Genomic DNA, 17,383 nt, shown 5'->3' on the forward strand with positions numbered 1-17,383 from the left:
GAAAGGAGCGACGGCGACCGGGAGGGAGCGGGTGGGGAGGAACGGGCAGGACCGCCGGGCGGCCGGTGGTGGGGTGCCGCTCGCCGCGGAGCTTCGGCTCCGGGGGACGGGGCCCATCGGCCGTACGGGGTGCCGTGCGAGTGCGTCCTCGTACGGGAGCCGTACGGGACTGCTGCGGGACTCGTACGGTGATCGGTTCCGGTGATCGATGTCGGTGGTCGGTATCGCTGGTCGATGTCGCCGGTCGTTATCGGTGTCGGTGTCGGGATCTACGCGCGTCGCGCTGTCGTCATCTCAGCTCGTCGATGTCTGCGAACGCCAGCCGTGCGGCGATCGGCCCTGGAGTCACTTCCGCCTCGACGCGCGTGGCGAAGCTGTCGTGCGCCGAGAGCGCGGCCCACACGGTCACTTCACCGGATGCGTCCCTGACCCCCCAGTCCTGGGAGAGGGCGCTGATGATGTTGAGCCCGCGGCCTCCGCGGGCGGTCATCGAAGGTGTGGCCGGAACCGGCCGGGTCGGGCCCCCGCCGTCCGTCACCTCGACCGTGAGCCGGCCGTGGGCGTCCACCCTCCACGCGGCACGTATTCTCCCGTCGGTCTCCCCCTCGTCTCCGTCTCTGCGACTGCCTCCCGCGATGCTCAGCGGGCGTCCGTGCCGGTACGCATTGCTGAGCAGCTCCGAGAGGATCAATACGGCATCGTCGATGACCGAATCCGGTACCCCGATGATGCGCAGATCCTTGCGCATCCGGTGTCTTGCCTGGCCCACACCGGTTGGACCATGGGGTACGGCCATGATCGACGACGTGGGCACCTCCTGTGCCACCACCAACGCCACCCCCGAGACCTCCTTTGCCCCACGTCAGGGGATGGATGCCCCAATGGACTGGACCGGAAACCGGCCATCCCGCACCCGCCGGGTGCACTCGGGCGACTCGAACACGCACCGAACGCGCCGGTGCACTCCATGTAATGGAACGGAGGCCGTGAGCCGTACCGCCTGCGCTGTGCCGCCCTGCGGGGCCTGGCCGGACCGTGCGGGGCTCGTGCCGGGGCGCCTACGGTCGCCGGCCGAGCTGGGTGAGTACGCGCTTGGGGCGGTTCGTGATCAGGGCGTCGACGCCGAGGCGGGCGCAGAGCTCGACGTCCTCGGGCTCGTTCACCGTCCAGACGTGCACCTCGTTGCCCGCTTCGTGCAGCCGGGCGACGTAGGCGGGGTCCTTGCGGATGATGCGGATGCTGGGGCCGGCGATGCGGACGCCCGCGGGCAGGCGGCCGTCGCGGTGGCGCGGCGACAGGAACTGCATCAGGTAGACGGTCGGCAGGGTGGGGGCGGCCAGCTGGACGCGGTGCAGGGAGCGGGCGGAGAAGCTCATGACCCGTACGGGCGAAGGGGCGTCGGCGGGCGGATCGGCGAGGCCGAAGCGGCCCAGCAGCTCCAGCAGCTTCTGTTCCACCTGACCGGCCCAGCGGGTCGGGTGCTTGGTCTCGATGGCGAGCTCGACGCGGCGCCCCGCGTCGGCGACGAGCTCCAGCAGGCGCTCCAGGGTGAGGACGGACGTCGCGTCGAGGTCCGGCGCCTCCGTGGCGGACACGTCGGCCTTCCAGGAGCCGAAGTCGAGGGTGGCGAGATCGGCGAGCTCGAGGGCGGAGACGGCACCGCGGCCGTTCGAGGTGCGGTTGACGCGGCGGTCGTGCACGCAGACGAGGTGACCGTCGGCAGTGAGCCGGATGTCGCACTCCAGCGCGTCGGCGCCGTCCTCGATCGCCTTGCGGTAAGCGGCCAGGGTGTGCTCGGGGGCGTCCTCGGAGGCCCCGCGGTGGGCGATGACGGCGAGCGGGTGGCGCTCGGGGCCGAGGTCCCGGGCCGGATGCGCATAGGTCACCGCGTTATCGTGCCATCGCCCGGCACCCTCACGCATGTGGTCCCTTTTGGCGGAGTGTGCCCGGAGTAAACGTCTGCTGCGGTGGGGCACAGGGTCCGCTTACGGTGGTCTGACGCGTGTTGGGAAAAGCTGTTTGCGGGGCGACGTGGACACCACACACCGAACTGATGTGCATGCACCTGATGAGGAGAGAGCTGTGAGCACCGAGAACGAGGGCGCAGTGGTCGCGCCTGCGGAGGGCGTTCCGGATGTTTCGGGCGGCTCGTCGGGGGTTTCGATGGAGAAGGGCATGGAGAGGGGCGGGGAGGCGGCGCCCGGAGCGGCAGAGCCGCCCGCCGAGACCGCCGCCCCGGCTGCCGAGCAGGCCGCTCCGGCGGCTCCTGCCGCCCCCGCCTCTGCTGCTCCCGCGGCCCCTGCCGCACCAGCGGCCCCTCCGGCTGCAGCGCCGGCCCACGCTCCGGAGCCGCCGGCGGCCCCGCCTCAGCCGGGATACGCGCAGGCAGGGGCGCACGGCGCTCCGGCAGGCGTTCCGGCCGGCGCCCCGGTGGGCCCGCCCGCCGATGCCCAGCCCGGCGCCCAGCAGCACCCGTCGCCGCTTGGGCCCCCGCCGGCTCACCCGTACCCGTACGGCGCGCCTGCGGGGGGTGCCCCGGCCGGCCCGACCGGCGTGTGGGCGGGCGGCCCGGACCCGTACCAGCCGCCCCGTAAGCGCGGCGGCGGTCTCGTGGCGATGGTGCTGGCCGCGACGCTCGTCGCGGGCGGCATCGGCGGCGGGATCGGTTACTGGGCGGCCAGCCGGGAGGACAGCAGCAACTCGACGACGGTCTCCTCCTCCAGCGACCCGAAGACGGAGAGCCGCACGCCCGGCTCCGTGGCCGACATCGCCGGCAAGGCGCTGCCGAGCGTCGTCACGATCGAGGCGCAGAGCGGCGGCGGTGAGGGCGGTACGGGCACCGGCTTCGTCTACGACCGGCAGGGTCACATCCTCACCAACAACCACGTCGTCGCGTCGGCCGCGCAGGGCGGCGGCAAGCTGATGGCCACGTTCTCGGACGGCAAGCAGTACGACGCGGAGGTCGTGGGCCGGGCACAGGGCTACGACGTCGCGGTCATAAAGCTGAAGAACCCGGCCGGGGCGAAGCTCAACCCGATCCCCCTCGGGGACTCGGACAAGACGGCGGTGGGCGACGCGACGATCGCGATCGGTGCCCCCTTCGGCCTGTCGGGCACGGTCACCACGGGCATCGTCAGCGCCAAGAAGCGCCCGGTGGCCTCCAGCGACGGCGGCGGCATGGGCAAGGCCTCGTACATGAGCGCCCTCCAGACGGACGCCTCGATCAACCCGGGCAACTCCGGTGGCCCGCTGCTCAACGCCCAGGGCGCGGTCATCGGCATCAACTCCGCCATCCAGTCCGCGAACAACGGCGGCGGCTTCGGCGGCGCGCAGCAGCAGGCCGGCAGCATCGGCCTCGGCTTCGCCATCCCGATCAACCAGGCGCGCAACGTCGCCGACCAGCTCATCAAGACCGGCAAGCCGGTCTACCCGGTCATCTCGGCCTCGGTGAACATGAAGGACGCCGGCGCCGGCGCCCGCATCGCCCCCACCGGCGACAACAACAGCCCGGCCGTGACCCCGGGCGGCCCGGCCGACCAGGCCGGCCTCAAGCCGGGCGACGTCATCACCAAGCTAGACGACACCACCATCGACAGCGGCCCCACCCTCATCAGCGAGATCTGGACCCACAAGCCGGGCGACAAGGTCAAGGTGACCTACACCCGCGACGGCAAGCAGTCCACGGCAGAGATCACGTTGGGCGAACGCAAGGGCGACAGCTGAGCGACGCACCGGGCCCCGCACCGCCGAGCACGAGCGGCGCGGGGGCACACGCAGGTCACAAGGGGTGCCCCCTGGGGAGGGGGCGCCCCTTCTGCTTGTTGCCTTGTCACCTCGTACCGCCGGGAACACGTTCAGCCCCCGATCGCCAGCCAGCACTCCGCGACCAGCCGTCGTGAAGGGTTCGAGCAGCATCACCATCAGGACCACGCCCCCGGGCCCGACCGTCCCCTGCCGAGGCTCGCGGCGCCCGCGAAGGCCCAGGGTGGGCCGGTGCTCTGTGGTGCAGAACGCTTCGCGTGCGGCGCCGTCGTTGTCTGCGGGAGGTGTAGCAGCATCAGCGCCTCCGACCCGTGGACGGCCGAGACCGTGACGAGGAAAAGCCTCGGCATAGTGGCTGATGCCGGGAAGGGGCACAGGTGGCACACGTGGCGGACGACCGTTCGTTCGTCCCGCCGTCGTGGCTGACTTCCTGTGGTGTAGGACTTCACCCCGCGGCCAGCTATGCCTCCTCTTCTGCCCGTTGGCGACTGCGGGTTGTTACGGAAGACAGAGCACCTTGACGGGAGGGAAGTGCGGATCCATCGTCTGTGCAACCAGACGCAACCGAGTAGGTGGGAGTCACGGTCATGGCTCTACTGTTCTTCGGCAAGGACCCGAACACCAACGGCGACGACTGCCCCACGGTGTGGGTGGACGGCAAGAGCGCCGACCTCGTGTTTCAGGGCTGGAAGGCCGACGACGAGACCGAAGCAGAGTGCCGTACGGTGGGCCACATCCCCGACACGGAAGCAGTGATCCGGATTCCGGCGCGCATGGTGCCGCTGATCAGGAAGGCGTGCGATGAGGCCGAACAGCGTTCCGCCGTTCACTGATCTGATCAGGGAGTGCCACCGGTCGGCCGTTCACCTGGAGCTGCGGGATACGTACAGCGTCGCCTCGGAGGCTGACGACTTCGAGGAATGGCAAGCCTGCGGACGGATCACGCCCGAGTCGGTGGAGCGCCGTCGCCCATGGCTTGACCTGGTGCGAAGCGCGGTAGCGCGCGGCGTGGAGATGCGGCGAGCCCGGGTGGTCTCCGTGCCTGTGAGCGAGTACATCCGTTACGAGCACGCCGGGACGTACCTGAACATCGCGGCCGGCGAAAAGGTCCGATGGCTGCCCAGGAGGGACGCTGCCACGCTCGCCCTACCGGGCGCGGACTTTTGGCTGTTCGATGACCGGCTGATCCGCTTCGGGCACTTCACCGGTGACGGCGCCTCCGCAGGGCACGAGCTGTGCGACGACCCGGCAGTGGTCAAGCTGTGCGCTGAGGCGTTCGATGCGGTCTGGCAGCGCGCCACGGTCCACGAGGAGTTTGCCGTCTAGCGGCGTCAGTAGACGAGCCAGCTCATGCCCAAATACCAGTCATCGAGCGTCGAAGCAGCGCGCAAGGCAGTGGCGGCGAAGCTGCGTGAGGTCCGTCTTGACGCCGGGCTGACAGGGCATGAGTTGGCCGTACGCTGCGGGTGGAACAAGTCCAAGTCCTCACGCGTCGAAAATGCGCGGACGCCGCCGTCCGACGCGGATATCCGGGCCTGGTGCGCGGCATGTGACGCAGACGATCAGGCGGCCGACATCATTGCGGCGTCGCGGACTGCCGACTCCATGTATCTGGAGTGGAAGCGACTGCAGCGCACCGGCCTGCGGCGATTGCAGGAATCACGTATCCCGCTCTATGAGCGGACGAAGCTGCACCGAGGCTACGCGTCACACGTCGTACCCGGCTTGTTCCAGACTCCCGCGTACGCGTCCGCGTTGCTCTCAGTCATTCGCCGATTCCACGGCACACCGGACGACACTGCCGAAGCCGTCGACGCCCGAATGGCTCGGGCGCGCGTCCTCCAGGAGGCGGGGCACCGATTCACTCTGCTGATCGAGGAGTCGGTGTTGAGGTACCGGATCGGCGATGCCGAGACGATGGCCGGCCAGTTGGGGCACCTGCTGTCGGTGATGTCGCTTCCCGCTGTCTCCGTGGGGATCATTCCGTTCACGGCCCAGGGCCGCGGCATGTGGACCCTGGAAGGCTTCAATATCTTTGACGACGAGCGGGTCCACGTGGAGCTGCTGACGGCCCAGGTGACCGTCACTGCGCCGGGTGAGGTCGCGATGTACGTCAAGGCGTTCTCAGAGCTGCGGGACCTTGCCGTGTACGGGGCGCCGGCCCGAGCTGTGGTGACCGCGGCACTCGACTCCCTCTGATGAAGAACTCGCGTGCAACAACGTAGAACTCACTGGATGGTCGGACTTTCGTGCTCCTAGCGTGTCGCCATTCGGACGACGCGAGGAGCGGGGATGGGCACTCGTAGGACGACCACGTCACCAGCGCCCCAATTGGGGTTGCCGACCTTTGAGCCGCCGGATCCGGTCCCTGGCTGCGGTGAGTGCACGAGACTGGCGGACACTCGGCTGGCCGCCCGGACGGCAGGTGACTACACGACCGTTACGGACTGCGATATCCGGATGCGCAGGCACACGGAAGCGCACCGGTGAGCAGGGCCTTTCGGTTTGAGCCGTACACGATCACGCAGGATGAGGCGGTCGATCCGGAGTACATGGCCGAGTGCGCGGCCGGTGACGAGGAGGAGTGCGGGGCAAGCTCGGGGCGCTTCCTGAACCGTGCGGACGTCGAGGACTGGATGTTCGGCCATGCGCGGGACACGGGGCACCGGCCCTTCCGGCGGACTTTCACGGATTACGCCGACGTCCACCAGGACCAGGACGACGAGCAGGGACGGGGCCGTGAGGAGCGCGCCGGTGCCGTGGCGGTGGCCCATGGGTTCCCGGTCACGGCTTACGTGCTGATCACGGATCGTCTGGGACGGATGCTGCTGGTGCATCCGGCGAAGGCCGGCGGACCGTGGCATCTGCCGGGCGGGATCGTTGAACCGGGGGAATCGCCCCTTGATGCCGTACGGCGGGAAGTTCGTGAAGAACTCGGCCTCACCTTCAATGCCCACTCCTGGCAGTTCCTCGCCGTCGAGTGGCTGGAGGCCACCCGCCCGGGGCGGCGCGACCGGCTGTCGTTCCTCTTTACCGGACCCCGCCTGTACTCCGGGGACGAGGCCCGCATCGCTATCCAGCGCGAGGAGATCGACGCGTGGCGCTGGAAGTACACCGGCTCCGCCTTCGAATTGCTCCACCCCCGACTTTCCTCCCGCGTCGCACGAGCACTGCGTACCCACCGTGCCCATCCCGCCAGTTACCTGGAAGCCAGGAACGAGGAGGCCACACCATGAGATCGACACCATGCTGCAGCGCGGTGATGTCGACATGGCCGTCCACTGCGTCAAGGACGTCCCGGGCGACCGGCCTCTGCCGCAGGGGCTGATCTTCGCCGCCTATCTGGTCCGGGACGACGTGCGGGACGTCCTGCTCTTCCCGGACGGCTCCGACCGGCAGACCCTCGATGACCTGCCGCCGGGCGCCGTCGTGGCCACGTCCGCTGTACGCCGCAAGGCGCAGATCAACCGGGTGCGGCCCGACCTCAGCGTCGTACGGGTCCGCGGCGCGGTCGGCTCCCGGGTCGAGAAGCTCGACGGCAAGAGGAAGGTGGACGCCAAGCTCGACGCAATGGTCCTCGCTACTTCGGGGCTGGAACGTCTCGGGATCGCCCACCGCGGGCGCCAGGTTTTCAGCGTCGACGAGATGCTGCCCGCGGTCGGCGCCGGCACCCTGGGGCTGGAGTGCCGCCGGGACGACGCGGCGGTAGCGGCGCTGCTCGCCCGGCTCAACGATGAGCGGACCATGACGGAGATCACTGCCGAGCGCGTCATGCTGCATGGCCTCCGAGGGCACTGCAACAGCCCCATCGCCGGTCACTGCATCACAGACCCCGACGGACAGCTCTCCCTCCGCGGGATGGTCTTCTCCCGCGACGGGTCGAAATTCGTCCACGCCCACATCTGGGGCGAGAGCGACAACGACCCCGCCACCCTCGGCACCCGGGTCTGTGCCGAACTGCTGCGACAGGGGGCTCGCGACATCATCGAGGGCATCCCGCACTGACGGTCACCCCGGGGGCCTGCGGGCGAGGGGTGGACGGGCTTACGCGACTTCGCCCCTCGGCCGGTAGGCTGTACCCGCTCCGCAGCAGGTGGGCGGGGTGGAGGAGAGTTGCCCGAGCGGCCTAAGGGAACGGTCTTGAAAACCGTCGTGGCAGCGATGTCACCGTGGGTTCAAATCCCACACTCTCCGCCGTTCCTGCGTTAGCGCAGGTCAGAAGGGGTGCCCCTGGGGTGGGGGTGCCCCTTTCGCATGGGGGGCGAGTCGGGCCGGGGCCTGGGCCTGGTCACTTCTGCTGGCCCAACGGGAGTTCCATGCCTGACAGCGTTGCCCGGATGCCGTCCTTCTCCACCTTCACGTCCCGCAGCTGCAGGTCGCGGGCCTCCTTGGGGAGGGTGAAGGAGAAGGAGAGGCGGTCCGCCAGTTCCGGGGGGCGGATGTGGGTCAGGGCGGTGAGGAGGCGGGGGTCGATGCCCAGTTTCTTCAGCAGCCAGGGGTGGTCCAGAACGGCGTCCAGCAGGTTGACGTGGGTGAGCTGTTCCATGAAGCGGGGGGCGCCGGTCAGCTGGTGCAGCTTTTCCTCGCTCTTCAGGGCCGCTTCGGCGTTCTCCCGCGACACGCCGAGCCGTTCCGCCACCGCCGGGACGGAGAGCAGCGCCTTCGCCCGGGCCGCGTCCCGGCTGATGCGGGCGGCGGCCTCGTGGTGGAGGGTCAGCCCCTGGTTCGCGCCGGGGCGGTAGGTGGCGATCCCCGGGAGGTCGAGGCTCATGTCGCCGATGTCCGTCGACAGGCCCCGGTTTCCGGCCAGGCGGAGCCGGGCCTGTGCGCGAAGGAGGAGCTCCTGGCCGCCTACGGTGAGCTTTCCGTCGGCCGCGATCGCGTCGTCGCCGCGGCGGCTGAATTTGACCTGGGAGGCCGCCAGTTCTCGGTTCATGTCGTCGAAGGACAGCTTGACGTCGCCTTCGAGGTTGCCGATCACGGCGCCCCGGACGGAGCTCGGAAGGCTTCCGGTCAGCTGGATATCGCGCGAGCTCGCGTGGACCTTGGCGATCGATATGCGGTCGGCCGCCACGTGCGGCACGGTGATGTCCACGCGCTCCAGGCGCTTCTCCAGGACCTGGGTGAGGAACGGGAAGCCGTGGATGTCCACTTGGGGGGCGGCCGCCAGGTGGAGCTCCTGCTGCAGCTTCTGCTGGGCCTTCTTCTCGGCGTACATCTGCGCGCAGCGGTCGGCCAGGACCAGGATTCCGGTGCAGAGGGCGAGGGTGAGCAGGAGTTTCGCCGTGCGCGGGACGGCGGCCAGCGGGTTCCGGCGGCGGTGGCCGGAGTTCCGGCGCCGGCCGTGCCCGGCACGACGCTTGCGGGCGCGGCCGCGGCGGTGGTTCGGCGGGGACCAGGGCTCTTCGTCCGGGTCCGGTTCCTGTTCCGGATACGTCAGCCGGAGGGGGATGAGGGGGAGCGGCTCCGTGCGGGGGTCCGGGTCGGCCAGCTCCGCCAGTTCTTCGTACGGGTTGGGAGGACGGGAGGGTATGCGTGTGGGGGTTCGCATCGACACATCCCATCACGCGCGATCCCCTCGAACGCAAGGGCTACCGGTAGTACGTCCTGAAACGGCGCCGAAGTCGGCTTCGGCACCGGCGTCCGAGCACATTGACGTGGACCTGCCCGGCCTGCCGTTGATCATGTACTGTGGCTGCCGTTCAGTTGGCAGGAAACCGTCGCAGGAGGTGAGACCCATTACCGCAGTGGCAGGCCGGGTGCTCTCATCCCACGGTCGTACGGTCGCTTCTCCCCTGTAGCGAACCGCGAGAGCGCCCTTCGGTGATCCGGAAGGCTCTCATGGCTGAATCAGTTTCGCTCTCTCCTCTTTCTTCTCCCTCCCTCGCCCTTTCGTTCTCCCGCGTCGTCTCCCGGCTGCGGGCCGCCGGCTGCGTGTTCGCCGAGGACGAGGCGCGGCTCATCCTCTCCGCGGCGCGTACGGGCAGCGAGGCCGAGGACATGGTGGCGCGCCGCGCCGCCGGGCTGCCGCTCGAACACGTCGTCGGCTGGGCCGAGTTCTACGGCCTGCGGATAGCCGTGGACGCGGGTGTCTTCGTGCCCCGGCGGCGTACGGAGTTCCTGGTCGGGCAGGCGGCCGCCCTCGCTGCCGCTTCCGTACCGGCCCCCGCCTCCGGCTCCGCGCTCGCCCCTCCGCGCGCGGTCGTCGTCGATCTGTGTTGCGGCTCCGGGGCGGTCGGGGCTGCGCTGGTCTCGGTCCTCGGCGACGTCGAGCTGCACGCCGCCGACATCGATCCCGCCGCGGTGCGGTGCGCCCGCCGCAACATCGGCGCGGGCGGGGCCGTCTACGAGGGCGATCTGTACGAGCCGTTGCCCCGTGGGCTGCAGGGGCGGATAGATGTGCTCGTGGCCAACGCGCCCTACGTGCCCACCGAGGCCATTGCGCTCCTGCCGGGAGAGGCCCGGGACCACGAGGCCCGGGTGGCGCTGGACGGCGGGTCGGACGGGCTCGACGTGCAGCGAAGGGTCGCCGCGGCGGCGCCGGCCTGGCTCGCCCCCGGCGGTCACCTGCTGGTCGAGACGAGTGAGCGGCAGGCGGGGCGGACGGTCGCGGTGTTCGCCGCGGCCGGGCTCACGGCGCGGGTCGTGGAGTGCGACGAACTGGACGCGACCGTGGTGGTGGGGACGGCCCCCATGGGCCTCACGGATTCCACGGGTGTCGTGGATTCCGTGGATCCCAGGGATTCCACGGCACCCGCATCGTCCTCGCCCCTGCGCTGACCGACCTGCTCCCTTCTTGCTTCTTGGTCCGTTTATGGATCCGGCCGGAATTCCGCCGGAACGGTTCTTCCCTTGGGGCCCACGAGCCCTCAGGGATCTCTGAGGGGCGCGGTGCACGTGCTTGGGGGAGTGTCAGGGTTTATTCCGGAGTGGTCATGCTTGCGAGGGAATGATGAGCGACAGGTGGTTCGCCGGGGATTCGCCGGGCAATCTTGAAGCGCGACGTCGAAAACCCGCAGGGCAGTCGGCCAACCGTCCTGCTCTGCCGCGTAGTTGGCGCTACGCGGCAGCAGTTCCGTTCAGCGTTCCGGAGGAATCGAAATGGCAAGCACCCGCACTGCTCGCGTTCTCACCACCGCCGCTGCCGTCCCCGTGGCGGCCGTCCTCCTCTCCGGCGTCGCTCACGCCGCTGACGACGGCAACGGCAACCAGGTGGCCAACCGCGGGTCGAACGCCGCTGCTGCGGCCGTCGTGGGGAGCGGGGTGGGGGAGAACAACTACGGCAACTCCACCACCACGCAGCAGCAGGCCACCGGCACCGGCGCCCAGAACCAGGCCAACACCGCGAGCGTCACCGGCCCGGCCCGCACGGCCATCCGCCAGGACAACGTCACCATCATCTTCACCGACGACCGCTGGTAGCCCGCGGTCCGGTGGAGAAGCGGCCGGGGGAGGGGCGCCCGGGGGCGGCACGGCCGGCCGGGTGACCGAGGCTGGGACAGGGGCCGGTGATGGTGTGCGGCGGCATTCACATGCCGCCGCACAGCCATGTTCCGGCGCTCGGCCGCGCCCCCGGCACGCAGCCATGTCCCCGCGTACAGCCCTCCTCCTACGCCGGCAGGGTTGACCCCCACTCCGTATCTGACGGATAGTCAGATACGCCGAGAGGGGGTCCCTGTGCGTCCCGCCGCCGACATCCACCACCTGCTCAAGCCCTTCGAAGGCCGGCCCGTGGCCGTCTCCGTGGCCGCCGCCGACCCCGTCAACCTCCCCATGATCAGGCACTGGTGCGAGGCGATGGGCGATGCCAACCCCGCCTACACCGGTGATGACGCGATCGCCCCGCCCACCATGCTCCAGGCCTGGACCATGACCGGGCTCGGCTTCCCCGATTCCCCGGCCCCAGCCACCCGCACCCCAGCCGCCCGCACTCCCGCCACCCGCACCCCCACTCACGACCAGCTCTTCGCCCTGCTCGACGGCGCCGGCTACAGCGCCGTCGTCGCGACCGACTGCGAGCAGGAGTACCTGCGTCCGCTGCGCCCCGGCGACGAGCTGATCTTCGACACGGTCATCGAGACCGTCTCCCCCCGTAAGGACACCAAGCTCGGCACCGGCTACTTCATCACCACGGCCATGCAGGTCCGTGCCGCCGGCGAGCTCGTCGGTACCCACCGCTTCCGGATCCTCAAGTACGCGCCCACCAAACACGCGCGCCCCGAGGGCACACCCGCCGCAGTCCCCACTCCCTCCACCCGTCCCCGCCCCGTCATCAACCGTGACAACGCCCCCTTCTGGGAAGGCGTCGCCGCCCACAAGCTGCTCATCCAGCGCTGCACGGCATGCGGCACCCTCCGCTTCCCGTGGCTGCCTGGCTGCGGCCGTTGCGGGTCGCCGGAGTGGGGAACGGTCGAGGCCTGCGGTTCCGGCACCGTCCACTCGTACGTGGTCGTGCACCATCCGCCCTTCCCGGCCTTCGACCCGCCCTACGCCGTCGTGCTCGTCGAACTCACCGAAGGCGTACGGATCATCAGCAGCATCACCGGGGTCCCGCACGACGGCGTGCGCATCGGCATGTCCGTCGAGCTGGAATTCATACGAGTGGACGCGGAATGGGAACTCCCGGTATTCCGCGCCCGGTCGGACGGGTCGGGGGAGGAGTCCGGATGACACCGGGTGAAGAGCTTCCGCCGCTCACCATTCCCATCACCCGTACGCTCGTCATCGCGGGCGCCATCGCCTCCCGCGACTACCAGGACGTGCACCACGACGCCGAAGCGGCCCGCGCAAAAGGCGCCCCTGACATCTTCCTGAACATCCTCACCACCAATGGCCTGGTCGGCCGTTACGTCACCGATTACTTGACCGGCCGTTGCGGCCCGAACGCCGTCCTCCGCAAGGTTTCGATCCGGCTCGGGGTGCCCAGCTATCCAGGCGACGTTCTGGTGCTGACCGGAAGGATCCTTTCCGTGAACGAGCGCACCATCGAGATCTCCGTCGTGGGGACGAACCGCCTCGGCCGCCACGTCACCGGCACGGTCGTGGTCGCCCGTTCCCACGGCCCCGGGACCACCACGTGATCGGCGGCACCGCGGCCGTCGCCGGCATCGGCGCCACCGAGTTCACCAAGGACTCCGGCCGCAGCGAGCTCGCGCTGGCCGCCGAGGCCGTCCGCGCGGCCCTCGACGACGCCGGGCTCGGGCCCCGCGACGTCGACGGCATGGTCACCTTCACCATGGACACCAGCCCCGAGATCACCGTCGCCCAGGCGGCCGGCATCGGCGAGCTGACCTTCTTCTCGCGCGTCCACTACGGCGGGGGCGCCGCCTGCGCGACCATCCAGCAGGCCGCCCTCGCCGTCGCGGCCGGCCTGGCCGAGGTGGTCGTCTGCTACCGCGCGTTCAACGAGCGGTCCGGCCGCCGTTTCGGCGCCGGGGTGCGGTCGCGCGAGCCCTCGGCGGAGGGGGTGGCGCTCGGCTGGGGGCTGCCGTACGGGCTGCTGACGCCGGCTTCCTGGGTCGCCATGGCCGCCCGCCGCTACCTGCACACGTACGGCCTGGAGCCGGGGGTCTTCGGGCACGTCGCCGTCACCGACCGCCGGCACGCCGCGACGAACCCGGCCGCGTACTTCCACGGCCGCCCGATCACGCTCGCCGATCACTCGGCCTCCCGCTGGATCGCCGAGCCGCTGCGGCTGCTCGACTGCTGCCAGGAGACGGACGGCGGCCAGGCCCTGGTCGTCACCTCCGTCGAGCGGGCCCGGTCGCTGGCCCGCCCGCCCGCCGTGATCCTGGCGGCGGCGCAGGGAGCGGGCCGCGCGCAGGAGCAGATGACGAGCTACTACCGGAACGGGATCGAGGGACTTCCCGAGATGGCCGTCGTGGCACGGCAGTTGTGGAGCAGCAGCGGACTGGGCCCGGCGGACATCGACGTGGCTGTCCTTTATGACCACTTCACCCCGTATGTTCTGATGCAGCTGGAGGAGTTCGGCTTCTGCGCGCCCGGCGAGGGCGGTGCGTTCGTGGAGTCGGACGTGCTGCCGCTCAACACGCATGGTGGACAGCTGGGGGAGGCGTACCTCCATGGGATGAACGGCATCGCGGAGGCGGTGCGGCAAGTGCGCGGCACGGCCGTGAACCAGGTGCCCGGCGCCGCCCGGGTGCTGGTCACCGCCGGTACCGGAGTTCCCACGTCCGGGCTGCTTCTCGGGGCAGACGGATGAACGGAGGGCGTGTCACGGAAGGCCGCCGGTGCCCGGCGCCTTTGACTCCGGGTATGGACCGACGAAGGAAGATCATCGGATATCTCCTCGCCCTTATGGCGGTGGTGGCCCAGTTGATCGTCGCCGAGCCGGCGGGCGCAGGTGACCGTGGCGACCCGCGCAACGAGGGGGCGTCCGTCTTCAAGGGCTGGGGCTTCGACACCTGCCAGGCCCCGGCTCTGACCACGCTGAGCGCGTGGAAGTCGTCGGACTACCGCGCCGTCGGCGTCTACTTCGCCGGCCGCGCCCGCGCCTGCCCGCACCAGACGTACCTGAGCGAGCGGTGGCTGGAAGGCGCCGACGACCTGGGGTGGCGCATCCTGCCGATCTACGTGGGCTCCCAGTCGCCCTGCGTGCGCGCGTCCAACAAGAAGGGCTACCCCATCGGCTCCTACCCCTACGACCAGGGGCAGACGGAGGGCGAGGAGGCCGTCTCCCGGGCCTCCGCCCTCGGCATCGACATCCACAGCCCGATCTACCTCGACATGGAGGCGTACAACGACAAGGACGGCGACTGCGCCCGCACGACGCTGTCCTTCATCCGGGGCTGGGCCGCGGCCGTGCGCGGCGCCGGCTACCTGCCGGGCTTCTACAGCAGCGCCGAGTCCGGGGTCCGGCACATGGACCGGGCCCGCCGCTCCGGCACGACGGAGCTGCCCGACGTGCTCTGGTTCGCCCGCTGGCGGGTCGACCCGACGACGGACGACGAGCCGTCGATCGGGCGCACCGCGTGGCAGCCGCACCGCCGCATCCACCAGTACAAGGGCAACGTCACCGAGTCCCACGGCGGCCGGAAACTGACCGTCGACCGCAACATGGTGGACGCGCCGGTGGCGATCATCGACTGAGCGGGGGGAAGAGGGTCGGAAGGGGAGGGCGGAAGGGGGGCGGAAGGGAGCCGTCCCCGAGCGGTCCCCCGGTCCTCTCCCCCTCCGGGAGGTGGGGGCAGCCCCACCTGTACGACCTGAGGCGGAGCGCGCTTCGGCACCTGCGGCCGATCCGCGGGGTACAGGCGCGCTCCTAGCGTTGAGGCATGACAGCAACCACGACGCCTGTGTGTACCAGCGCATCCAACGCCGTGTACCCGTCGTTCTCCTCCTACGTACGGGCACGCGGTCCGGTGCTGCAGCGCACCGCGCGCTCCCTGACCTCGAACCCGTGCGACGCGGAGGACCTGCTGCAGACCGCGCTCACCAAGACCTACCTGGCCTGGGAGCGGATCGAGGACCACCGGGCCCTGGACGGTTACGTACGCCGCGCGCTGGTCAACACGCGCACCTCGCAGTGGCGCAAGCGCAAGGTCGAGGAGTTCCCCTACGAGGAGCTGCCGGAGCCCGACGCGGCGCCCTCGGCGGACCCCGCCGAGCAGCAGGTGCTGCGCGACGCGATGTGGCGGGCCGTGCTGCGGCTCCCGGTGCGGCAGCGGGCCATGGTCGTCCTCAGGTATTACGAGGACCTCACCGAGGTGCAGACGGCCGAGCTGCTCGGCGTCTCCGTCGGCACCGTCAAGAGCGCGGTCTCCCGGGCGCTGGGGAAGCTCCGCGAGGATCCGGAGCTGGCCTGCGCGGCGTAGCGGCAACGTTGTCCCGATCACGCTGCCCGGGCGGGTCGGGGTAGTGACTTACCGCGAGATACCCCAGCACAATCAGCGGACGACACCCGCCGACCAGGTCTTCGGGAGGACCCCGGTGCTGAGCACGATGCAGGACGTTCCGCTCACAGTCACGCGCATCCTCGCCCACGGGGCGCGGGTGCACGGGGGCGCCACGGTGACCACCTGGACCGGGGACGGCGAGCCATCGCGGCGCAGCTTCCGTGAGGTCGGGGAGCGGTCCGTGCAGCTGGCCCACGCGCTGCGCGACGAGCTCGGGGTGACCGGGGACCAGCGGATCGCGACCCTCATGTGGAACAACAGCGACCACCTGGAGGCGTATCTGGCGATCCCCTCCATGGGCGCCGTCCTCCACACGCTGAACCTGCGGCTGCCCGTCGAGCAGCTCGTCTACATCGTCAACCACGCCGCGGACCGCGTGGTCATCGTCAACGGCTCGCTGCTGCCGCTGCTCGCGCCGCTCCTGCCGCACCTTCCGACGGTCGAGCACGTGATCGTCTCCGGCCCCGGCGACCGCTCCCTGCTGGAGGGCTGCCGGCCGGCCGTGCACGAGTACGAGGAACTGCTCGCGGGCCGCCCGTCGTCCGGTTTCGACTGGCCGCAGCTCGACGAGCGGCAGGCCGCGGCGCTCTGCTACACCTCCGGCACCACCGGCGAGCCCAAGGGCGTGCTCTACAGCCACCGTTCGGTCTACCTCCACGCGATGGAGGTCAACGCGGCGGCGGCGTTCGGCCTGACGCCCGCCGACACGTGTCTGCCCGTCGTGCCGATGTTCCACGTCAATGCCTGGGGCCTGCCGCACGCCGCCTTCATGGCCGGTACGTCCCTGCTGATGCCCGACCGCTTCCTGCAGCCCGTGCCGCTCGCCGACATGATCGCCTCCGAGCGGCCCACGGTCTCCGCGGGCGTCCCCACCATCTGGGCGGGGCTGCTCGCCGAGCTCGACGAGCGGCCGCGGGACCTGTCCTCGCTGCGGACGGTCATCAGCGGCGGCTCGGCCGCGCCGCCCGCGATGATGCAGGGCTTCCACGAGCGCCACGGCGTGCGGATCGTGCAGGCCTGGGGGATGACGGAGACGTCGCCGCTGGGCTCGGTCGCCTACCCGCCGGCCGGTCTGAGCGAGGAGGAGGAGTGGCCCTACCGCGTCACCCAGGGCCGGCTGCCCTCCTCCGTGGAAGCCCGGCTCGCCGGTCCCGGCGGGGAGATCCTGCCCTGGGACGGCAAGTCGGCCGGTGAGCTGGAGGTCCGCGGGCCGTGGATAGCGGGCGCGTACTTCGGCGGTGCGGCCGGTGAACCGGTCCGCCCGGAGGACAAGTTCAGCCCGGACGGCTGGCTGCGCACGGGCGACGTCGGAACGATCACCACCGACGGCTTCCTTACCCTCACCGACCGCGCCAAGGACGTGATCAAGTCCGGCGGCGAGTGGATCTCCTCCGTCGAACTGGAGAACCACCTGATGGCCCACCCGGACGTCGCCGAGGCGGCCGTCGTGGCCGTCCCCGACGAGAAGTGGGGCGAGCGGCCCCTCGCCACGGTCGTCCTGAAGGACGGCAAGGCCGTGGACTACCCCGCCCTGCGGGCGTTCCTCGGCGAGCGGGTGGCCCGCTGGCAGCTTCCGGAGCGCTGGACGTCGGTCCCGTCCGTACCGAAGACGTCGGTCGGCAAGTTCGACAAGAAGGTGCTGCGCAAGCAGTACGCGGAGGGCGAGCTGGACGTCACCGTCCTGGGATAGCGGGATAGCGGGATAG

The 17,383-nt window shown here is 70.4% G+C and carries 16 protein-coding genes, 1 tRNA gene and 1 pseudogene; 15 read left to right on the top strand and 3 right to left on the bottom strand.

The genetic code is table 11. From position 1 onward, the window contains the following. Nucleotides 1-289: 289 nt before the first annotated feature. Both ACFZCD_RS07015 and ACFZCD_RS07020 read right to left on the bottom strand, forming a co-directional pair. Nucleotides 290-926 (bottom strand): annotated as a pseudogene (locus ACFZCD_RS07015) (ATP-binding protein). A 132-nt stretch (nucleotides 927-1,058) separates the two neighbouring features. Further along, nucleotides 1,059-1,886, bottom strand: a complete 828-nt coding sequence (locus tag ACFZCD_RS07020) for a glycerophosphodiester phosphodiesterase (protein ID WP_391828705.1) — start codon at nucleotides 1,884-1,886, stop codon at nucleotides 1,059-1,061. A 196-nt stretch (nucleotides 1,887-2,082) separates the two neighbouring features. Between ACFZCD_RS07020 and ACFZCD_RS07025 the strand changes: the two genes are divergently transcribed. From ACFZCD_RS07025 to ACFZCD_RS07055, 7 genes are all read left to right on the top strand, one after another. Continuing rightward, nucleotides 2,083-3,723, top strand: a complete 1,641-nt coding sequence (locus ACFZCD_RS07025) for a S1C family serine protease (RefSeq protein WP_391828707.1) — start codon at nucleotides 2,083-2,085, stop codon at nucleotides 3,721-3,723. Nucleotides 3,724-4,349: 626 nt separating this feature from the next. Beyond that, on the top strand, nucleotides 4,350-4,595 hold the full coding sequence (locus tag ACFZCD_RS07030; RefSeq protein WP_391828708.1) for a hypothetical protein: 246 nt from the start codon (nucleotides 4,350-4,352) through the stop codon (nucleotides 4,593-4,595). Further along, the gene (locus tag ACFZCD_RS07035; RefSeq protein WP_391828710.1) at nucleotides 4,564-5,088 is read left to right on the top strand and encodes a DUF6879 family protein; all 525 of its coding nucleotides are present in this window, start codon (nucleotides 4,564-4,566) and stop codon (nucleotides 5,086-5,088) included. The genes ACFZCD_RS07030 and ACFZCD_RS07035 overlap by 32 nt, the downstream gene beginning before the upstream one ends. A gap of 24 nt (nucleotides 5,089-5,112) precedes the next feature. Beyond that, nucleotides 5,113-5,961, top strand: a complete 849-nt coding sequence (locus ACFZCD_RS07040) for a helix-turn-helix domain-containing protein (RefSeq protein WP_391828712.1) — start codon at nucleotides 5,113-5,115, stop codon at nucleotides 5,959-5,961. 287 nt (nucleotides 5,962-6,248) lie between these two features. Further along, the gene (locus ACFZCD_RS07045; RefSeq protein ID WP_391828714.1) at nucleotides 6,249-6,998 is read left to right on the top strand and encodes an NUDIX domain-containing protein; all 750 of its coding nucleotides are present in this window, start codon (nucleotides 6,249-6,251) and stop codon (nucleotides 6,996-6,998) included. Nucleotides 6,999-7,008: 10 nt separating this feature from the next. Next, nucleotides 7,009-7,767: a hydroxymethylbilane synthase gene (gene hemC / locus ACFZCD_RS07050; RefSeq protein WP_391828715.1), complete on the top strand. Its 759-nt coding sequence runs from the start codon at nucleotides 7,009-7,011 to the stop codon at nucleotides 7,765-7,767. Nucleotides 7,768-7,869: 102 nt separating this feature from the next. Continuing rightward, nucleotides 7,870-7,956: transfer RNA gene (locus ACFZCD_RS07055), tRNA-Ser, on the top strand. Nucleotides 7,957-8,050: 94 nt separating this feature from the next. Here the strand turns inward: ACFZCD_RS07055 and ACFZCD_RS07060 are convergent. Then, complete coding sequence (locus tag ACFZCD_RS07060; RefSeq protein ID WP_391828717.1) at nucleotides 8,051-9,313, bottom strand: DUF2993 domain-containing protein; 1,263 nt, start codon at nucleotides 9,311-9,313, stop codon at nucleotides 8,051-8,053. A gap of 290 nt (nucleotides 9,314-9,603) precedes the next feature. Here ACFZCD_RS07060 and ACFZCD_RS07065 point away from each other — a divergent pair, with 290 nt between their 5' ends. From ACFZCD_RS07065 to ACFZCD_RS07100, 8 genes are all read left to right on the top strand, one after another. Beyond that, nucleotides 9,604-10,542, top strand: a complete 939-nt coding sequence (locus ACFZCD_RS07065) for a putative protein N(5)-glutamine methyltransferase (protein WP_391828718.1) — start codon at nucleotides 9,604-9,606, stop codon at nucleotides 10,540-10,542. A 321-nt stretch (nucleotides 10,543-10,863) separates the two neighbouring features. Further along, nucleotides 10,864-11,184, top strand: a complete 321-nt coding sequence (locus ACFZCD_RS07070) for a hypothetical protein (protein WP_391828720.1) — start codon at nucleotides 10,864-10,866, stop codon at nucleotides 11,182-11,184. Nucleotides 11,185-11,439: 255 nt separating this feature from the next. Continuing rightward, on the top strand, nucleotides 11,440-12,432 hold the full coding sequence (locus ACFZCD_RS07075) for a bifunctional MaoC family dehydratase N-terminal/OB-fold nucleic acid binding domain-containing protein (protein ID WP_391828722.1): 993 nt from the start codon (nucleotides 11,440-11,442) through the stop codon (nucleotides 12,430-12,432). After that, complete coding sequence (locus ACFZCD_RS07080; protein ID WP_391828724.1) at nucleotides 12,429-12,842, top strand: acyl dehydratase; 414 nt, start codon at nucleotides 12,429-12,431, stop codon at nucleotides 12,840-12,842. Before ACFZCD_RS07075 ends, ACFZCD_RS07080 begins: the two co-directional genes overlap by 4 nt. Continuing rightward, nucleotides 12,839-13,984, top strand: a complete 1,146-nt coding sequence (locus ACFZCD_RS07085; RefSeq protein WP_391828726.1) for a lipid-transfer protein — start codon at nucleotides 12,839-12,841, stop codon at nucleotides 13,982-13,984. Before ACFZCD_RS07080 ends, ACFZCD_RS07085 begins: the two co-directional genes overlap by 4 nt. Nucleotides 13,985-14,037: 53 nt before the next feature. Continuing rightward, nucleotides 14,038-14,871, top strand: a complete 834-nt coding sequence (locus ACFZCD_RS07090; protein ID WP_391828728.1) for a DUF1906 domain-containing protein — start codon at nucleotides 14,038-14,040, stop codon at nucleotides 14,869-14,871. A gap of 185 nt (nucleotides 14,872-15,056) precedes the next feature. Further along, a complete protein-coding gene (locus tag ACFZCD_RS07095; protein ID WP_391828730.1) occupies nucleotides 15,057-15,596 on the top strand; it encodes a SigE family RNA polymerase sigma factor in 540 nt (179 codons plus the stop codon). Nucleotides 15,597-15,711: 115 nt separating this feature from the next. After that, nucleotides 15,712-17,367, top strand: a complete 1,656-nt coding sequence (locus ACFZCD_RS07100; RefSeq protein WP_391828732.1) for a long-chain fatty acid--CoA ligase — start codon at nucleotides 15,712-15,714, stop codon at nucleotides 17,365-17,367. Nucleotides 17,368-17,383 lie beyond the last annotated feature (16 nt).

It is taken from the genome of Streptomyces sp. NPDC008001 (genome assembly GCF_042958085.1).
In the GTDB taxonomy this organism is placed as follows: Bacteria; Actinomycetota; Actinomycetes; order Streptomycetales; family Streptomycetaceae; genus Streptomyces.